This window comes from Methanocella sp. MCL-LM, assembly GCF_049676595.1.
Lineage (GTDB): Archaea > Halobacteriota > Methanocellia > Methanocellales > Methanocellaceae > Methanocella_A.
On sequence record NZ_CP187259.1, the window covers coordinates 3,351,930 to 3,369,709 of the forward strand.

At 56.5% G+C, this 17,780-nt stretch carries 13 protein-coding genes; 4 read left to right on the forward strand and 9 right to left on the reverse strand.

All coding sequences use genetic code 11. The features are described 5' to 3' along the window. Positions 1-53: 53 nt before the first annotated feature. The 7 genes from argS to ACPLPM_RS16960 form a co-directional block, all read right to left on the reverse strand. Entirely contained in the window at positions 54-1,745 is a 1,692-nt protein-coding gene (gene argS / locus ACPLPM_RS16930) for an arginine--tRNA ligase (RefSeq protein WP_424357946.1), read from the reverse strand. 15 nt (positions 1,746-1,760) lie between these two features. Continuing rightward, positions 1,761-3,014 (reverse strand): peptide chain release factor aRF-1, encoded by a 1,254-nt coding sequence (gene prf1, locus ACPLPM_RS16935; RefSeq protein ID WP_424357947.1) that lies wholly within the window; start codon positions 3,012-3,014, stop codon positions 1,761-1,763. A gap of 659 nt (positions 3,015-3,673) precedes the next feature. Then, the gene (locus tag ACPLPM_RS16940) at positions 3,674-5,011 is read right to left on the reverse strand and encodes an RNase J family beta-CASP ribonuclease (RefSeq protein WP_424357948.1); all 1,338 of its coding nucleotides are present in this window, start codon (positions 5,009-5,011) and stop codon (positions 3,674-3,676) included. A gap of 364 nt (positions 5,012-5,375) precedes the next feature. Continuing rightward, complete coding sequence (locus tag ACPLPM_RS16945) at positions 5,376-6,347, reverse strand: 5,10-methylenetetrahydromethanopterin reductase (RefSeq protein WP_424357949.1); 972 nt, start codon at positions 6,345-6,347, stop codon at positions 5,376-5,378. 169 nt (positions 6,348-6,516) lie between these two features. Further along, the gene (deoC, locus tag ACPLPM_RS16950) at positions 6,517-7,191 is read right to left on the reverse strand and encodes a deoxyribose-phosphate aldolase (RefSeq protein WP_424357950.1); all 675 of its coding nucleotides are present in this window, start codon (positions 7,189-7,191) and stop codon (positions 6,517-6,519) included. Between the two features lie 83 nt (positions 7,192-7,274). Further along, a complete protein-coding gene (locus ACPLPM_RS16955; protein ID WP_424357951.1) occupies positions 7,275-10,436 on the reverse strand; it encodes an OmpL47-type beta-barrel domain-containing protein in 3,162 nt (1,053 codons plus the stop codon). A gap of 259 nt (positions 10,437-10,695) precedes the next feature. Continuing rightward, positions 10,696-11,802 carry a tetratricopeptide repeat protein gene (locus ACPLPM_RS16960; RefSeq protein ID WP_424357952.1) on the reverse strand — a complete coding sequence of 369 codons (1,107 nt, stop codon included), beginning with the start codon at positions 11,800-11,802 and terminating at the stop codon, positions 10,696-10,698. Positions 11,803-12,151: 349 nt separating this feature from the next. Between ACPLPM_RS16960 and ilvE the strand changes: the two genes are divergently transcribed. The 3 genes from ilvE (at position 12,152) to ACPLPM_RS16975 (ending at position 15,171) form a co-directional block, all read left to right on the forward strand. After that, positions 12,152-13,024, forward strand: a complete 873-nt coding sequence (gene ilvE, locus ACPLPM_RS16965; protein ID WP_424357953.1) for a branched-chain-amino-acid transaminase — start codon at positions 12,152-12,154, stop codon at positions 13,022-13,024. A 220-nt stretch (positions 13,025-13,244) separates the two neighbouring features. Then, positions 13,245-14,690 carry a complex I subunit 5 family protein gene (locus tag ACPLPM_RS16970; RefSeq protein WP_424357954.1) on the forward strand — a complete coding sequence of 482 codons (1,446 nt, stop codon included), beginning with the start codon at positions 13,245-13,247 and terminating at the stop codon, positions 14,688-14,690. Position 14,691: 1 nt separating this feature from the next. Next, entirely contained in the window at positions 14,692-15,171 is a 480-nt protein-coding gene (locus tag ACPLPM_RS16975; protein ID WP_424357955.1) for a hydrogenase 3 maturation endopeptidase HyCI, read from the forward strand. Positions 15,172-15,206: 35 nt separating this feature from the next. Here ACPLPM_RS16975 and ACPLPM_RS16980 read toward each other — a convergent pair whose 3' ends face one another. Then, entirely contained in the window at positions 15,207-15,473 is a 267-nt protein-coding gene (locus ACPLPM_RS16980; protein ID WP_424357956.1) for an acylphosphatase, read from the reverse strand. A 43-nt stretch (positions 15,474-15,516) separates the two neighbouring features. Next, the gene (locus ACPLPM_RS16985; protein ID WP_424357957.1) at positions 15,517-16,572 is read right to left on the reverse strand and encodes a type II glyceraldehyde-3-phosphate dehydrogenase; all 1,056 of its coding nucleotides are present in this window, start codon (positions 16,570-16,572) and stop codon (positions 15,517-15,519) included. 295 nt (positions 16,573-16,867) lie between these two features. On the opposite strand from ACPLPM_RS16985, the gene ACPLPM_RS16990 reads away from it, so the two are divergent. Then, positions 16,868-17,425: a DUF2085 domain-containing protein gene (locus ACPLPM_RS16990; RefSeq protein ID WP_424357958.1), complete on the forward strand. Its 558-nt coding sequence runs from the start codon at positions 16,868-16,870 to the stop codon at positions 17,423-17,425. Positions 17,426-17,780: the final 355 nt, after the last annotated feature.

Sequence of the window (17,780 nt, forward strand, 5' to 3'; positions counted from 1 at the left end):
AGCCGCCGACAATAGTGTCTTAAACTTTATAAAAAGTAAAAAGTGAGGAGGCTTTACATCTCCTCAATGGCCGCTACTCCAAGCATGCCCAGCGAAGCTGCCAGCGCCTTCCTCGATGCGTCGACCAGCGCCAGCCGTGCCTCTTTTAGCTCCGGCTCGGCGATGAGCACCGGGGAGACCCGGTAGAACTGGTTGAAGGCTTCTGCTAACTCGCGGGCGTAGATGGCGATGACGTGGGGCTTGAGCTCGGTGGAGGCGTTCTTGATCACGTAGGGCATCATGGCGATCTTCTTGACCAGTGTCGCCTCTTCCGGCTCCCTCAGCACGGATGCATCGTAAGCACCCGGCTTCGCCTTCTCCAGGATGCTGCAGCATCTTGCGTGGGCGTACTGGATAAACGGGGCGCCCTGCTTCTCGAAGTCAAGCGCCGTTTCCCACTTGAAGGTGATCGACTTCTCCGGCGCAACGCGCACAATATCAAAGCGGACTGCACCAATCCCCACCGCTTCGGCGATCTGCCTCTTCTTCTCCTCGGGGATGTCCTTCCTGCGCTTGTCCACCTCGACGTATGCCCTTTCGACGGCTTCGTCCAGCAGGTCGTCCAGGTTGACGACGACGCCTTTCCTAGTAGACATGCGGCCCTCGGGCAATGACACGAACGAGTAGAACACGATGGTCGGTGCCTTCTTCTCGCCCAGGATGCTCAGCGCTGCGTTCAGGCGCTGCATGGCGAGCTTCTGGTCCTCGCCAAGGACATTGACCGCCTTGTCGCACTGGGCCAGCTTCCATACATGGAAGGCGATGTCTCTCGTAGTGTAGAGAGAGGTGTCGTCCGCCCTGGTCAAAACGAACTCCTTGTCCATGCCGAAGGTCGACAAGTCGAGTGCCAGCGCGCCATCCTTGGTCGTAGCGTACTTTGACTCGGCGAGCGTCTTGACAGCCCGGTTGACCGAGCCGTCTCTGACGAAGTCGGACTCCCACACGAACCGGTCGTAGAACACGTTCATCCTGGCGAGGGTCATCTTCTGGCCTTCGAGGCATCGTTCAACCATTTCCCTGAACTTGACCGCCGTGGCGGGGTCCATGTGCTCGTAGGCGTTCAGGATCTCGGAGATCTCCTTCTCCACTGACTCGTCGGACTTCCTCAGGTCGGTAGCCGCCCTGTAAACTTCGACGATCTCGTGGTCGGGCTTGTCTGTCTCGGGCTTCCCCGGCTTGATCCTGTCCAGGTGGTCGAAGCCCCAGACGATAGTGGCTTCCTGTTTACCCATGTCGTCCACGTAGTACTGGACTTCCAGGTCGTAGCCGCCGGCTCTCAGGAGCCGGGCAAGCGTGTCGCCTATGATCGGGTTACGCCCTCTGCCCACGTGCAGCGGCCCGGTCGGGTTGGCGGAAGTGTGCTCTAAAATGACTTTGACATTGTTGGGCTCCAGCTCGAAAAACTTCTTCTCCGAGAGGATTTCTTTAAGGGAATCGCTGACATATTTCTGGCTGGCGTAGAAGTTGATGTAGGCGCCCGTAGCCTCGACCCTGTCGATGTACTCGCTCTTGCCCATCTTCTCCACGATGGCGGCGGCGATCTCCTTGGGGTTCTTCTTCAGCTCCTTGGCGAGCCGGAAGGGCAGCGATGAGCTAACATCGGCGTGCTGCGACTCGACAAGGTTCAGGTCGCCGGCCGGATAGCCAGCGTCAGCCACCGCCTGCTTCAGCAGGCGGCCGGTCTCCTCTAACAGTTTAAGGTACATGTCTTCACACCCCGCTTACGATCCTGTGTGGTATCGCAGGATGGCCGCGATGCCGCCGAACGCGTTGAACAGCTGCTCGCCTTCCTCGAAGTCGGTGCTGATGAACTCGACTTCCGTGTTCATCTGCTCTGCGGTCAGCGAGAGCTCCTCGACGACGTCGATGTTTTCGGTGATGGCCAGAGACGACTGGCACTTCGGGCACCGTTCTCCCACGGTGGGTGTTTCGCCCACCCGGTACTTGATCGACTTGGTCGTGGTGTAGTTACAGTTGCCGCTCTGGCATTTTACCGTCAGCCTGCTCTTCCTGAGGTCCTCGGAGAGGAGTAATACTTCTACCGCGCCCATTTGCAGGTTGGCTCTGACCGAGTCCTCACCGTAAGAGGCGAGGCCGCGTTCCGCTACCAGTTCCTTCATGAACTTTTCGAGGAGCTTCTTTTCCTTGACTACGTCGAGGTTAGAGAGCGTGTCACCTGCCGCATCCATGAGCTCGGTCAGCCCCGACTCGTCGGTATATGCGATATCATAGAGGCCGAGGATCTTCGGCTGTAGCTCGTGGTGGAGGTACTCGCCTTTCACGAACTCTTCCTTACTTGGCGTCGGGCCGCCCACCAGAATGCCCTGAAAGTCGTTGCGGTCGATGGCCAGGAAGATGTCGTTGGCCGCGTCGCCGATACGCTTGTTGAACTCGTTGATGGCAATCAGTCTCAGCTGCTGGAACCGGTGAGACGATTGCCCGCCCTTCTTTTGCTTCCCGGGCACGGTACTTGTCAGGTGCCTCAGCGGCGTGATGTGATTACCTTTAAGCGTCCCGATCGTAGCCTCTCTGCGGTCCACGACCAGCAGGCCGAAGGTCTTCTTGTCGACCAGCATGTCCTCGAGCTTCTCCAGCTCGAAGTTGCTGCCGCACCGGTATGAGTACGAGGTGATCGGCTGAGGCGGCTCGACGACGATGGACTCCATGTCCTGCTTATTGCCGCCCAGCGACACCGCGCCGGTGAAGATGACCATGCCGTTCTCAGGAGGCTCCTTGAAATACCTGAGCTTGGCCATGATCGACTCCAGCGCGCTCTGCACGTTGTCCCGGGTGGATTTGGACTTGATGTTAGCGGCCGAGCCGTGCTCATCCCTGAGGTAAGCTACCACATCGGAAATCCGCTTTTCGTGCGGGATGTACAGCGAGATAAGCTCGGTGCCCTGTCCCTGCTTGCTCCGGAGCTCTTCGAGCTTCCTCTTAAACTCATACTTGTGTCTCTGTTCTTCTGACGACATATGATACGTATCCTCTGTTCAGTTAGTGTTTAGTTGATATGCGGGCCGCTCTCTGCGAAAAAATGGGCAGGCTAAGCTGGCCTCAAAATGAATGGAACGGTGCGCTAGTCACGCCTCACGGCCACGATAGCGACGGCTACGTTGAGAATGACCGCTTTGTCGCTACGGAAAATACCGTGATGCACGCACATGCTGGTCAGAATTTACCCGGGGCGAATATATATAATTTGCGATGAGAAGGAACGACTGGTCCGGGACGTGTTGAGAGGTCGGAGAGGCAGTCGGAGAGGTACGAGGAGTTCAGGGAGGACTTTTCAAGCTGGGAGGTCAGGGAGGTCAGGAGGTCTGAGAGGGAGGTTATGTGAGGCACCCGGAGGTCCGAGAGACTTAACTTAAAAATATCCTCTCTGACCTTTCCACACTCCCTATCCTCCTCTCTGACCTCCTGACCTCCCTGACCTCCCAGCTTGAAAATCCTCCCCGACCTCCCGCGACCTCCCCGACCTCAAGGAGTTCTTAATCGGCTTAATTTGATCGGGCACACGTCCAAAAGTTCCAGCAGTGACTATGCCTGGCGATGTATAAATAGAAAATGAGCGGCGAGGTATGCTGGCGACTACTGATCGCCAGCATTACCCCTCGCACGCCGGATGAGCCCTTTAAAGGGTGAGCTCCTGCCCGTTTCTCAGGATGTGCACGGTCTGGCCGAACTCGTAGCCGGTGTCCTCGGCCATCTCCACGTATGCCGTGTGCATGTTCAAGGTGCCGTGGGTGGGTATGACGTGCTCGGGCCTGACCATCCTCAGGAGTTCCCAGTGGTCTTCCTTGTAGGCGTGGCCGGACACGTGAACCCGGTCGTAGATTCTCGCACCCTTCTGCTTTAATTTCGTCTCGCAGGTATACCGGTTCGCAATGTTCAGCTGGTTCGGTATGACGTTGGCAGAGAAGATTACTTTGTCCCCTGCCTCCATCTGGAAATCGAGTTCTCCGCTGGCAATGCGGCCGAGGACTGCGCCGGGCTCTCCCTGGTGGCCGGTGACTATTGGCAGGTACTTGTTCTTGCCTTCCCTGATGATCTGTTTGGTAGTCGAATCTACCGAGCGGCGGTTGCCGCAAATCTTCAGGTTATCGGGCTTTTTCACGTAGCCCATCCTGAGGGCGGTACCAAAGTACCGCTCCATGCTGCTGCCCATGAGCACAGGAGTACGGCCCATCTTGGCCGATGCCTCGATGACTGCGTTGAGGCGGGCGATGTGTGACGCGAACGTGGTAACCAGCACGCCGCTCTCGGTCTCTTCCGTACCCAGCAGGGCGTCCCAGACAAGATCCTTGGCGATCTGCTCAGACGGGGTCTTGCCCGAGTGGTCCGAGTCGAGGCCTTCGGTGATCATGGCAAATACGCCATCCCGGCCGATCTGCTTGAGCCTCTTGAAGTCAGGGACCTCGCCCAGCGTCGGCGTACGGTCGATCTTGAAGTCGCACGCGTACAGGATAATGCCAAACGGAGTGTGCAGCGCGGCGAAAGCGCTGTCGATGATGCTGTGCTGCACCCTGATGAGCTCTACGGCCAGGTTCTTCGACAGGTCGTAGATCTCGCCGCACATCATCGGGACGAGCTTATTGGTGACCTTGAACTTACGCTCGGACTTGATCTCCTGCCTTATCAGTTCAGTCGTGAACGGCGTGCCGATGATCGGGCACTTGTACCGGTGGGCCAGCTTGGGCACTGCGCCGATATGGTCCAGGTGGCCGTGCGTGCACACGATGCCGACCACGTTGCCGTCGACGTTCTTGAGGATCTTGTCATCGGGAATCGCCCCCATCTGGATGAGGTCGAGAGAATGCATGTTCTCCATTTCCGTGTCTTCGTGGATCTGGATCCGGTCGAGCCGGACACCCATGTCCATGATGACAATCTCTTTTCCTACTCTTATGGCGGTCATGTTGCGGCCTACTTCCTCGTAGCCGCCGACCGCTATGATTCCTACATCTTTCATGAAAGTTACACCTTTTTCTTGACGAACAAATGAGACATTTTACCAGGCGCCGGATACTTTTCTTCCAGCCTAAACCACTCCCGGGGAGGGGCTATAGCAAAATGAGCTGTTTACTGCCGAAGGCAGTATCGGATTTCTATCCCTGCGGGATTACCGAATCCATCTCGTGGTTGTCGTGATGGTCAGACTCGCATATATAATTTTGCATAAGCGGAGACTACGATGGCACCGGTCAATACGTGCTGGTCGGTATAACGGAAGTCTTGCTGCTGCTTCGATCCCTAAACAGCCTGCGCTCGTAGACCTGGGATTTGGTAGGGCTAAAAAGAGAAAAGAAGTGGACGTGTAGTCCACTTGCTTACATTTATACGATGTACTTTCCAATCAGGCGGATAGCCTTGTTCTTGTCTGCGCCGATCGGGGAGCCTGCGACGATCTGAGTGCAGCCAGCTGCGGTCAGGCCGGCGATCTTCTCGTTCATTTCCTGCGGGGTGCCGTAGATGGAGAACGCGTCGATCATCTGGTCGTTGACTGCGCCGAATGCGGTCTTGAAGTCGCCCTTTGCGAGGCCGCCCTTGATGGTCTCGACTGCGGCGAGGTCCAGGCCGTGCCTCTGGAGGACGGGGACCGGGGAGCCGGCAGCGATGAACGCTACGACGGGCTTGACTGCGCTCTTGGCCTTCTTGCTCTCGGAGTCGATGGAGAAGGATGCGTACGCAGCGATGTCGAACTTCTTCTCGCCAGCGGCCTTCTTGATGATGGGCACTGCGAAGGCGAAGTCCTTCGGGTTGGATGCGTTGATCAGGACACCGTCACCGATCTTACCGGCGGTCTCCAGCATCTTCTCACCCTGTGCACCGATGTACACGGGGATGGCCTTCTGCTTGGGCTTGTAGGCAAGCTGGGCGCCTGCGAACTTGAAGACCTTGTTGTCCGGGGTTGCGACTGCCTCGCCGGCCCACATCTTCTTGATGATGCCGACGGCTTCAGTCAGCCTTGCAACCGGGGTTTCCATGGCCATGCCGATCTTCGGGAGGGTGCTCAGGTCACCGGGGCCGATACCCAGGGTTGCCCTGCCGTTGGAGATCTCATCAACGCTGCAGATAGCCGATGCAGTGACTGCCGGGCTGGAAGTGAAAGCGTTGGTGATGCCGGGGCCGAGCTTGATGCGGGAAGTCTGGGCCGCGATCAGGGCGAGCATCTCGAAGACGTTGCGGTTGTTGTAGTGGTCAGTGATCCACAGGAAGTCCAGACCGTTGTCTTCTGCGAATTTACAATAGTTGACTAGTTCCGTGTAAGGAACATTCGGAACAAACTCTATGCCGAAAGTTGCCATAATTATACCTCAAGTTATTATGTTATAAGCATCCTTGTTTAAAAGAATATCGGTTTTAAAGATTGTGACACAATGGCCTGCACCACATTTATTCTAAAACAGTAGTAATTTATGCCACTGTGTATTATGCAGGCTGTATCACGGGCCAGTATCGGGAAAACTTTAATATCTAGTAGCTGCTTTCGCTGCGGGCGCCTGCCATGATGGCTGGTCCCGAACTGGTGCCTATCCTCGACGCCCCCGCTTCCGTAAAGGCTTTTACCTGATCGTAGGTCCGAATTCCACCGGAAGCCTTGATCAATATGTCAGGTACCGCTTCCCTGATCAGCCGCACATCCTCCAGCTTCGCCCCTGCCGGACCGTAGCCAGTAGAGGTCTTGACAAATGCGGCCCCGCACTTTTTAGCTGTCCTGGCTGCCAGCACCTTCTGCTCGTCGGTCAGGTAGCAGGTCTCGATGATGACCTTGACGGCGGCGCTGCCGCTGGCCATCCGCACTTCGCGAATGTCCTTTTCGAACTTTTCGAGAAGGCCCGACCGCAGGTACCCGACGTTGATCACCATGTCGATCTCGTCGGCACCGGCCTCCACCGCATCCCAGGTTTCCTCCAGCTTGGCGTCCGACAGGCACGATCCGAACGGGAACCCCACCACGGTGCAGACCTTGACCGGTGACTTTTTTGAGTCCAGGTACTGGCGGGCGAGCGCCGTCCAGCAGCTCGCGGTGCACACAGATGCGAAGCCATACTGTACCGCTTCCTCGCACAGCTTTTCAATGTCCGATTCCGTAGCGTCCGGCCGCAGTAGCGTGTGATCAATGAGCCCGGCGATGTCCCTGCCTTCCATGGACAGGAATAGGTGGTTAAGAGATAAAAGGGCTTTCGATAAAAGAAAAAGAGATGGGGCCGAATGCCCCATCTTATTTGTATTTACTTCCTCAGGAACAGGAAGTATGCTCCTGCCGCTCCCGCACCGAGGATCAGGATACCGATCAGGTAGATCCACCAGTTGTTGCCGGGCTGGGTCTGAGCGGTGGTCGTCGGCTCAGGGGTCGGGGTAACTTCCGGCGTCGGAGTGATCTCCGGGGTCGGGGTTACTTCCGGCGTCGGAGTAACATCTGCACCAGGGGTCGGCGTCACAGTCGGCGTCGGGGTCGGCGTCGCGGTCGGCGAGATTATGCTCCACACGTACTGGACGGTGCCGGGCGGGAAGTAGGCGAAGCTGGAGCCGTTCTTAGTGTTACCCGCGTTATCGATGGCGCCGTAGTACACATAGTGCGAGCCGCTGTACGGGACAGTCACCGGTCCGGCGTAGACCTTCCAGTTCGACCCGTCGATGCTGTACATGACGCTGCTGAGGCCCGAGGTCAGATCGCTGGAGGTGACCGTCAGGGATGCGTCCCCTTCGAACCAGCCAAAGCTGCTCCTGGAACCGTCCAGCTTGCCGGACAGCTCTGGCGCAGTCTTGTCGGTCTTGAAGCTGAACTGCTTCGCTGTCTCTACATTACCCGCAATGTCTACCGACCTGTACGATACAGTAGTCATGCCGTCAGTCGAGAAATTCACAGGGGCGGTGTACGTGGTCCAGGTTACGCCATTGTCAGTGCTGTACTCGATAGCCCTGAGACCGGCGGAGCCGTCGTCCGTGGCCGAAAAGGTCGCGATCACGTCAGACACATACCACGCGTTGTGGCCCACTATGCCGGCAAGAGAAGCGCTCGAGACCGGGGCAGTCTTGTCTACTTTGAAGGTAACCGATTTAGCATCCTCGACATTGTCTGCGTTATCAGTAGAGCGGTAGTACACCGTGGTCGTGCCCTCAGCCGAGAAGACTACCGGTGCGGTGTATGCCGTCCACGTGGTGCCGTCGGTGCTGTACTCGCTACCCTGGATACCAGAGAGCTCGTCGCCTGGCGACAGGGTCATGGTCACGTCGCCCGTGAACCAGCTTTCGCTGCCGGTGGTCCCGGAGAGGCGGTAGCCGGTAGTGGGTGCGGTCATGTCTATGTCGATGTTGTCGACCGTTGCAGTGGCAGTGTTGCCTGCTACGTCTGTCGCGGTGCTCGTGACAGACTGGTCTGCTCCCTCGCCGCTGAAAGTCGTGCTTTCAGGGTTGACCGAGGCCACCGTCGAAGTCGCGTCGGTAGCGGAGAAGGTCACAGTTACCGGGGCGTTGTACCAGCCCTGCGCATTCGGGGCACGGTCGGTGGTGCCGGAGATGGACGGAGCAGTCGTGTCTACCTTGACGGTGAACCTCATCTCTTCGGAGTTGCCAGCCCTGTCAGTTGCAGTGGCGACAACTTCGTATCCGGTCGAGTCAGTGCTCACGGTGACGTCATCGGCGGAATGCCTGAAGACACCCGAGGTGCTGTCCTCGAAGGTGAAGTGGAACGTCTGGTAGCCAGTGTACCAGCTTGCAGCCGGAGCGGGGCTCACGCTGATCGTCGGCTTTACGGTATCGATCCGGATAGTCTTGCTCTTCTTAGCTTCCTCATTGCCCGCGTTGTCCACCGAGTAGTACCTTACAGTAGTATTGCCTTCCGAAGCTATGTTCACGGAAGTGCCCGGGGTGTAGGTCATCCAGCTTCCCGGTTCGCCGTTGACGATAAGCCGGTAGAATATGTTCTTTACGTCAGAGGTTGCGTCCTCTGCCGTGAACGATATGTCCACAGGGGCGTTGTACCAGTTCCTGCTGTCAGCGGGCCTGGACGGGGTCAGGGTGGTCGTAGGCTGGACCTTGTCTGCCTTGAAAGTCACCGATTTGGTCTCTTCGAGATTATCGGCGTTATCCGTGGAGCGGTAGTACACCGTGGTCGTGCCGTCTGCAGAGATTACTACAGGTACAGTGTATGCGGTCCAGGTGGTGCCGTCGGTGCTGTACTCAGTGGTCTTGACATTCGAGAGCCCGTCGCTTGCCGACAGAGTCACAGTCACGTCACTGGTGTACCAGCCGTCGCTGCCGATGGTGCCGGAAAGGCTGTGGCTGGTGACGGGTGCGGTCATGTCGATGTCGATGTTGTCGACAGTGGCCGTCGCGGTGTGGCCCACATTATCCGTAGCGGTGCTCGAGGCAGACTGGTCGGCAGCTTCGCTGTCAAGAACAACCGTCTTCGGGTCGTAGTTAGCCAGACCGGAGGTTGCATCAGAAGCGGTGAAAATTATTGTCACCGGGGCATTGTACCAGCCGGCTCCATTGGGAGCACTGTCAGCGGCGCCCGAGATCGTCGGGGCAGTCGTGTCCACCTTGACGGTGAACCTCATCTCCTCTCTGTTGCCCGCTTTATCCGTAACCCATGCAAGGATCTCCGTACCGGTGGTGTCGCCCTGCGTTACAGTTACAGGCGAGTGCTGATAAACACCGGAGAGGGCGTCATTGAAGGTGAAAGTGAATGTCGGAGCAGTGGTGTACCAGTCGGCAGAAGGTGCCGGGCTGACCGAAATAGTCGGCTTGCCGGTATCGAACTTGACCTCGTAGGACTTCCATGCCTCACGGTTGTTTGCATTGTCCACAGAGCGGTAGTAGATCGTCGACTTTTTGTCACTACCGGACTCGCTGATCTTCAGAACCGGCGGGTTCGAGGGGTTATAAATAGACATCAGGTGAAAATCTTTCAGCTCGAAGAGCGAATACCTGATTTTGTCTACTCCGGAAAAGTCGTCGGCCGCATTAAGACCCATTACAACGTTGCTACTGAACCAGCCGTCAACGCCGCCCGTGCCCGAAGGTGAAACGGTTGTCACTGGCGCATTACGGTCGATTTTCACCTGCAGAGTGTGCTCAGGGGTTTCAACGTTCCCGTCGTTATCGACAGCATAGTAATGCAGGGTAGTAATACCATTTGTAGTAACATCCACCCATGCAGAACCTCCGTTGTCCTTTACGTAGTTGGACCCATCAAGACTATACATAATGTAGTCTACGCCGCTTCCCCAGCGGTTATCGTTGGCTGAGATATGTACAGTAACAGAGCCGTCGAACCAGTTATTGTATAACCATTCAAGATCAACGCTTGAAGTAGGTGCTGTTGTATCTGCAGCAGATGCTACTGGCGTCGCCAGTACGAGTATCAATAGTGCAGCGATAGCCGTCACTAACAGAGTTCTAATTTTCAGCTATATTCCCCCCATTAATTCTTCGGTCGGACGAAGTCCGACACGGGATCATCTCGCGACACGTTTTTCTTGGGCATATCGAGAGTAACCCCCAACTGAATAACAGTTTATTTGTCTTATTCTTATTTAAAGTTAACTACAAAAGCGTAATTTCAGAAAAGTAAGCCAAATATATGTGATAATATTTTAATAATTTTTTAAGTTTTATCCGCCCTATTAGGTATCAAATGCAGGAAAATCAAGCGTTATTATCTATTTCCTGCCTGATCCGCTCAAACAGCTCCGGATCCAGCTCTATGGCCTTCGTAATGCAAGCGGCCGCCTCTTCCCGCCGTCCCGCCATTCCTAACAGTAACCCTTTCCTGTACCACGCCTCGACATATTCGGGAGCGAGCCTGATCGCCGCGTCAAAGCATTCGACAGCAGCATCGTAGTTTTCCATCCTGCCGAGCAGTACCCCTTTCATGTACCAGGCCGTGTGGTTTCCGGGGTCGAGCTCCAGGGCCTTAGTATAAGACTCGAGCGCTTCTTCTGCCCGTGCCTGCAGCTCCTGCGCCCAGCCCCGGTATAGCCAGGCTTCGGCCAGGTCCGGCGATACTTCGGCAGCTTTGCCGAACATGCCGGCTGCATCCTCGTACTTTTCGGCGAGGAGCATGAGGCGGCCTTTGCCCAGCCAGGCGTCGGGCAGCGAGGGAGTCACCGCCGATGCCCGGTCGTAGCATCGCAGCGATCCTATCATGTCTCCCATGCTGGCCAGCACTTCGGCTTTTCCGCACCAGGCTTTGCCATGGTCGGGATTGATCTCTATGGCCCTGTCGAAGGACCTGACAGCGTGGTCGTAGTCACCCATGGAGCACTCGCAGGCACCCCGGTACTGCCACATGTCAGCGTTGAACGGCTCCAGCTCGATGCTCTTCTCCAGGCACACTATTGCCTCCTGGGCTTCGCCCAGCGCCGCCAGCGCCCGGGCTCTGCCATACCAGGCCATCGTATATTTGTGATCGGCTTTGATGGCGTTGAGGCAGGCCTGGCCTTCGTCCTCGTACATGCCCAGCCTCCTGAACAGGAGACTTTTACTGTACCAGTATTTCGGGTTTCCGGGGCACAGCGCGATCGCAGTTTCCAGGCACCCGAAGGATTCCTCGAGGCGCCCCAGCTCCACGAGCACGAGGCCTTTGCAGTTGTAGGACTCAGCGTATTCCGGATCGGCTTCGATAGCCCTGTCGAACAGTACCAGCGAGTCCTGCAGCTTACCTGCGCTGACCAGCTCCAGCGCCTTGCTCAGGATTTCCCCGGCACCCGGGCCTTTCTTAACCTGACGCTCGTTCACGGGCTCTTCTGCCATCTGCAACCATCCACCGGAAATTTTATAAAAGTTATACGGCCCGGGGGTTAAAAGGCTTTCGTAGCCCTGCGGGCTAAAGCTGGCTTACTAGTGAAGCTCGCAAACGAACGCTGCGCTGTGCCAGGTCACAGATTACTACCGATTACACGGATTGCACAGATAAAAGTTCGATAAACGGATAGATGATTACCGATATTACACTTCAAGCCGTATCTGTGTAATCTGTGTCATCTGCCGGTATCTGTGACCTGGCACAGCGCAGCGTCCGTCATCGTTCGCGGGCCCATTAACAAGGCCATGGCTGCACAAGGATTATATGTATGGGGGCTAATATTGTCAGGGTATTTTTATGACCGAGTATATCTACATCGACGGCAGGTTCTACGATAAGGAGAACGCCAGGATATCGGTTTTCGATCACGGCTTATTATACGGTGACGGTGTCTTTGAGGGGATCAGGGCGTACAACGGCAGGGTGTTCAGGCTCGACGAGCACGTCGACCGCCTGTACGACGGCGCCAAGGCGATTATGCTCAAGCCGACGCTCTCCAAGGACGAGATGAAGCAGGCCATCCTGGAAACGCTGAGGAAGAACAACCTGAAGGACGCGTACATCCGCCCGATCATTACCAGAGGCGTGGGCGACCTGGGCCTGGACCCGAGGAAGTGCGCCAAGACCAGCGTCATCATCATCGCGGTCAGCTGGGGCGCCATGTACGGCGACCTCTACGAGAAGGGCCTGACCGGCGTATCCGTGTCTGTCCGCAGGAACGCCGCAGAGGCGCTGCCCACCAACATCAAGTCGCTCAACTACCTGAACAACATCCTCGCGAAGATCGAGGCTAACGAGAAGGGCGGCGACGAGGCCATCATCTTCGACGTCCGGGGCAACGTCTCGGAAGGCTCCGGGGACAACATCTTCGTCATCAAGGGCGGGAAAATCTACACTCCCTTTGTGCAGCAGAACCTGAACGGCATCACCAGGGCCTGCGTCGTGGAGCTCTGCGACAAGCACCGGATTCAGCTCATCGAGCAGAACCTGGGTTACTTTGACCTGTACACGGCAGACGAGGTCTTTGTCACAGGCACCGCAGCCGAGATTGCACCCATGACTAAGATCGACGGGCGCATCATCGGCGACGGCAAGCCCGGCCCGGTCACCAGGAAGCTGATGAAGGCTTACACCGAGCTTACCAAGACTACTGGAACGCCTATCTACTAGGCGTTTCCCTACTTCTTTTCTCAGCTGATCGAAAGGCTTGTTCAGCCCCCGGTCTGCTCACTAACCCTGTGCCCGGCGCCTGATATGGCGGCCTTCGGGGCACTTCTTCGGGCTTTTCTCCGGGCAACTTTTATACATCATGATTCTCATATATTGACTGGAAGCCAATCGCTAAGGCTGGCGACCAGTATCTATTGATGAACGAGGACGGAAACGCCCGATGAACGACTACCTTGCTCTCGCACCTGTCATTCTGCCGGTGGTCGGCGCCCTGATCGCGCTGGCGGCCTACAGGTATTATAGAAAGGCCTTCGAAGCCTTCGTTATTGTATACTCTGTTTTCCTGTTCTTGATCAACCTGGGCTACCTGCTCATGTTGCAGGGCGGGATGAAGCCCCTGTCGTACGGGCCGCTCACGCTGGACGCCTCAGGCATGGTGATCAGTACCGTTGTGTGCTTCCTTGGCCTCCTGGTTATGTTCTACTCCTTTGCCTACAAGCGAAGGCCGCAGTATGATAGCACCTACTTTGCCGCATATCTGATGATGATGGGTTTCATGAGCGGGCTCGCCTGCTCGAGCAACGTGGTTATCATGCTCATCTTTCTGGAGGCGGCGACGGTCATCAGCGCAGTGCTGGTGCTGTTCGGGAGGACCAAACGCTCCATCCAGGCGGCGACGATCTACCTGACCATCAGCATCTTCGAAGTGCTGTTAGTCATGTACGGCGCTTTCATCCTGTACAACCACACTCACTCGTTCGACGTGACGACGAACCTCGCCCTGATCCCTGACAGCGACAAGTTCCTGCTTGCATTGCTGTTCCTGTTCGGGTTCGGCACCAAGGCAGGTTTGCTGCCGCTGGGCCTGATATGGCTGCCCCCCGCCCACTCGGAGGCCCCGCCACCCATCAGCGCCACGATGTCCGGTATCCTCATCAGCGCCAGCGTGGTCGCCATGATGAGGGCGGTCTACCCGTTCTACGGCTCCTCGGGCTTTGACCTCGTCATGCTCATAGTCGTAAGCTTCGGCGTCCTCAACATGATCGTCGGCATGATAATGGCGCTGTTCCAGGAAGACCTGAAGCGGGTGCTCGCCTACTCCAGCATCAGCCAGATGGGCTACATCATCGTCGGCCTGGGCCTCGCCACCTCGCTCGGAGTTTACGGGGCGCTGTTCCACATCACCAATCACATGCTGTTCAAAGGCTGCCTGTTCCTGATCTCGGGCGCCCTTATCCTCGGGGTGAACACCCGCCAGCTGCACAAGATGGGCGGCCTGGGGAAGCGCATGCCGATCACGGCGATCTGCTTCGCGATCGCAGGGCTGGCTATGGCCGGCCTGCCACTCTTGAACGGAGCGGCCAGCAAAGCGGCCATCGAGGAAGCCACCGCCCACGCTGCCACGATCTGGTGGGGGTACGAATGGTTCGCCTACCTGCAGATTATAGGAAGCATCGTGACTTTCCTGTACCTGTTCCGGGCGTTCTACCTGATCTTCCTGGGCAAGGAGAAACCGGGGTTCGATAAATCATCAGACCCGCCCCTGTACATGCTTATCCCGATCCTGATCATGGTGGCGCTCTGCATTATCCTGGGCCTGTTCCCCGGGCTCACGGAGGGCCTGCTGCAATTAGCGGCCGATTCATTGCTGCACACTGGTGCGTGAGATGGCAAGCTGCCTGGAGGAGACACTGAAAGCCCGCCTTAAAGGTATCCCGGCAGATCAGATCGTCTTCGTCGGCATAGGCAACCGCTACAGGGGGGACGATGCCGCAGGACCGGCGATCATCGATCTGCTGGCTGAAAAAGTGCCCCACACAATCGATGCAGGCAGCGCGCCGGAGAATGTGACAGGGGCGATTAAGAAGCTGAAGCCGAAGGCCATAGTGCTCATCGATGCCCTGATCTTCAAGGACGCCCCGCCTGGCAGCGCTTTTGTTGTGGAGAGCGACGAGATTGCCCAAAAAGGGTTTTCGCACACGCTGTCGCTGGACTTCGTGATGGATTATCTCCGGCAGGAGACAGGAGCGGATGTGTTCCTGATCGGCGTGCAGCCGGGACATATTGAGGACATGGAAGGCCTGTCCGCAGGCATGCAAGAAGCTTTAGAAAAGATTACGGCGTCACTGTTAGGCGCGATAGCATAACCAGGCTGGACGAGTATTCGGATTATTGCAGTCTGTCACCTGATCTCGAAGCCCTGGTATCCTGCCTTTTCTATTTCAGCGACCTTGACGTCCCTGACCTGCGAACCTACTGGTCCCTGCCTGATCAGCTCCAGCAGCTTGTCGATCTGGTGATCGTCGCCCTCGATGACTGCGTGAACCTTGCCGTCAGGCATGTTTTCGACGTAGCCCTTGATGCCGAGCAGAAGAGCATTTTTCCTGGTAAATGCCCGGTAGCCGACCTTCTGGACCCGGCCGGAGATCAGCACGTCTACCGCCTTCATTTTAGCCTCGAAAGAAAAAGTGGCCGGAGGTTTCTCCGGCGTCTTACAAGGTCAGCTTCCACGGGTTGAAGTTGCCGAGGCCCATGGTCTTGTTGGTCTTTTCCATGGACTTCTTCCCGTCCTTCTCGATGCCGGTCATCGCCCTGATGCAGTCGATGTTCTCCGGAATGACGTCCGACTCCTGGTGGATGGCCTGGAACAGGTTGAGCTCGCCTTCCTTGTCGACGGCGATGGACTCTTCCCAGATGACGTTCTCCATCATGTCGTTCCTGGGCCTGCCCAGCTCACGGCCGAACTCGATGACGTCGGCGGTGGACTTGATGTTCAGCCAGGGCGGGATAAGCCAGATCCTGGGGTACTGCTTCAGCGTGGCGATCACGTCTTCCCTGGACGGCACCTTGTTCAGGTTCATGTTGACGTAGTGCATGTGCATCAACGTCGTAGGCAGCTTGACTGCCACGGTATCGATCTTGATGTGGGGCATGACCGTGTTCACGTCCGGCCCGTGGTGGGACGGCAGGTGGATCGGGTCAGGTACGATGGCGTTGATCGGTCCCCTCTTGATGTCGTTCGGGTCGCCGCCACGGCGCATCATGGTCGCCCTGACTTTCTTGATTCCGAACCCTTTGTCCAGCGCGTATAAGAGACGGCACAGACCAGTGGTGTTACACGATACGACCCGGACAAACTGCTTGCCGATCGCCTGGTCGTAGTTCGCCGCTGCGTTGAAGGATACGCCTGCGACCTCGTGCTCTTCCCCGCCCTGGAACATGGCGGGCTTCTTCAGCTTTTCATAGAGCTTCTTGTTCTCCTCGCCTATGCCTTCGGGAGCGCAGTCCACGATGATGTCTGCCTTCTTGATCATTTCCTCGTTAGAGCCCGCGATAGAAAGCCCCGCGGCCTTAAACTTAGACTCAGCTTTGGCCGGGTCCACAGCGTAGATCGCATAGCCCTTCTTAGCGGCGACGTACGCCTCGTAATCCGGCTTGGTCTTGGCAATTCCTACCAGTGTCATGTCGTCCTGGCGCATGACTGCGTCCGCGACACGTTTTCCTATGGTACCATAACCGTTGAGCGCGACTTTGATCTTGTCTGCCATGAGAACTCCTCTTGAAAATATATTTAGCGCGTATGATATTATATTTTACTAAAAACCGGTAGGACAGTATGACCGGGTAGTATAAGAAGTTAATCATACACGAAAAACCATGCGCAATACCTGTATGGAGCCTTGATAATTCAGTCGGAAAACCGGGTGAAAACGGTGTTGCCCGGTACGTTGAATCCGAGAGCCGGCGTGGGCTCGGCACAGCTTTTCTCTTATAAACCGCGGAATGCCCGCCGTTTTAAGCCCCTAAACAGATTTATACAATTAGATCGCTCTATGTTATCGCATGGCCAACGTCAAGCTGCTCGTCTTCGATCTCATCGTAGCGGCATACCTGATCATCGCGCTCTCGATCTTCGTCCCGTGGGTGCTGCTCTCCATCGCGCCGCACGACCGCACCTTCCTGGCCATATGCGACTTCATCGGGTGGTTCTACTCGCACTTGTGCCACCAGCTATCCTTCCGCACGTTCTACTACGACGGGATTAAGATGCCAGTCTGCGCCCGGGATACATCCATCTACATCGCCACTGCGCTCGGCCTCCTGTTCTTCCGGCTGAAAGGCTTCGGCACGAAGGAATTCAAGATGAACTACGTGCTGCTGGTCCTGCTATTCCTGCCCACGGCCATCGACGGGTTCACCCAGCTCTTCGGCTTCAGGGAAAGCACCAACCTGCTGCGGCTGATCGCCGGCTTCCCCTACGGGCTCGGCTACGCCTACCTCATCGCCTGGGCCTTACCGCTTATATACGTGCTGATCGACCTCATCATCGCCGCCAAAAACGATGGGGATACAGACTCGGTAATCAAGCGCATCAAAAACATGGTCTGGCCCTTCAAGTGATACGATAAAGACACTCCGGAATTATCACCACGGCGGCACAGCGACACGGCGACAGTGCGACCTGCAATAACCGGGTGGTAACTGGAACCACGGCGGCACAGCGACACAAAGACAATGGCGTACCGGTAATACTGAACTCTTTTTAGTCCACGGCGGCACGGAGACAGCCCCTTAATCAAATACGGTTTACTGGACAGGGGTTTCAGTATATACTTATGATCACATGACCGGTAAACTACTTGTTATAGTGATTCCCGGTTTCTCCAGTATTGTAACAATATGCGGTTGTCTTTGTGCCGTCAACCCGCCGTGCCGCCGTGGATCAATAAGAAAGGAGCCTTGCTATTCGGATACG

Excerpts from the sequence above, each read along its gene's own strand:
- argS (WP_424357946.1), bottom strand. The coding sequence starts at position 1,745 with ATGTACCTTAAACTGTTAGAGGAGACCGGCCGCCTGCTGAAGCAGGCG.
- prf1 (WP_424357947.1), bottom strand. The coding sequence starts at position 3,014 with ATGTCGTCAGAAGAACAGAGACACAAGTATGAGTTTAAGAGGAAGCTC.
- ACPLPM_RS16940 (WP_424357948.1), bottom strand. The coding sequence starts at position 5,011 with ATGAAAGATGTAGGAATCATAGCGGTCGGCGGCTACGAGGAAGTAGGC.
- ACPLPM_RS16945 (WP_424357949.1), bottom strand. The coding sequence starts at position 6,347 with ATGGCAACTTTCGGCATAGAGTTTGTTCCGAATGTTCCTTACACGGAA.
- deoC (WP_424357950.1), bottom strand. The coding sequence starts at position 7,191 with ATGGAAGGCAGGGACATCGCCGGGCTCATTGATCACACGCTACTGCGG.
- ACPLPM_RS16960 (WP_424357952.1), bottom strand. The coding sequence starts at position 11,802 with ATGGCAGAAGAGCCCGTGAACGAGCGTCAGGTTAAGAAAGGCCCGGGT.
- ilvE (WP_424357953.1), top strand. The coding sequence starts at position 12,152 with ATGACCGAGTATATCTACATCGACGGCAGGTTCTACGATAAGGAGAAC.
- ACPLPM_RS16970 (WP_424357954.1), top strand. The coding sequence starts at position 13,245 with ATGAACGACTACCTTGCTCTCGCACCTGTCATTCTGCCGGTGGTCGGC.
- ACPLPM_RS16975 (WP_424357955.1), top strand. The coding sequence starts at position 14,692 with ATGGCAAGCTGCCTGGAGGAGACACTGAAAGCCCGCCTTAAAGGTATC.
- ACPLPM_RS16980 (WP_424357956.1), bottom strand. The coding sequence starts at position 15,473 with ATGAAGGCGGTAGACGTGCTGATCTCCGGCCGGGTCCAGAAGGTCGGC.
- ACPLPM_RS16985 (WP_424357957.1), bottom strand. The coding sequence starts at position 16,572 with ATGGCAGACAAGATCAAAGTCGCGCTCAACGGTTATGGTACCATAGGA.
- ACPLPM_RS16990 (WP_424357958.1), top strand. The coding sequence starts at position 16,868 with ATGGCCAACGTCAAGCTGCTCGTCTTCGATCTCATCGTAGCGGCATAC.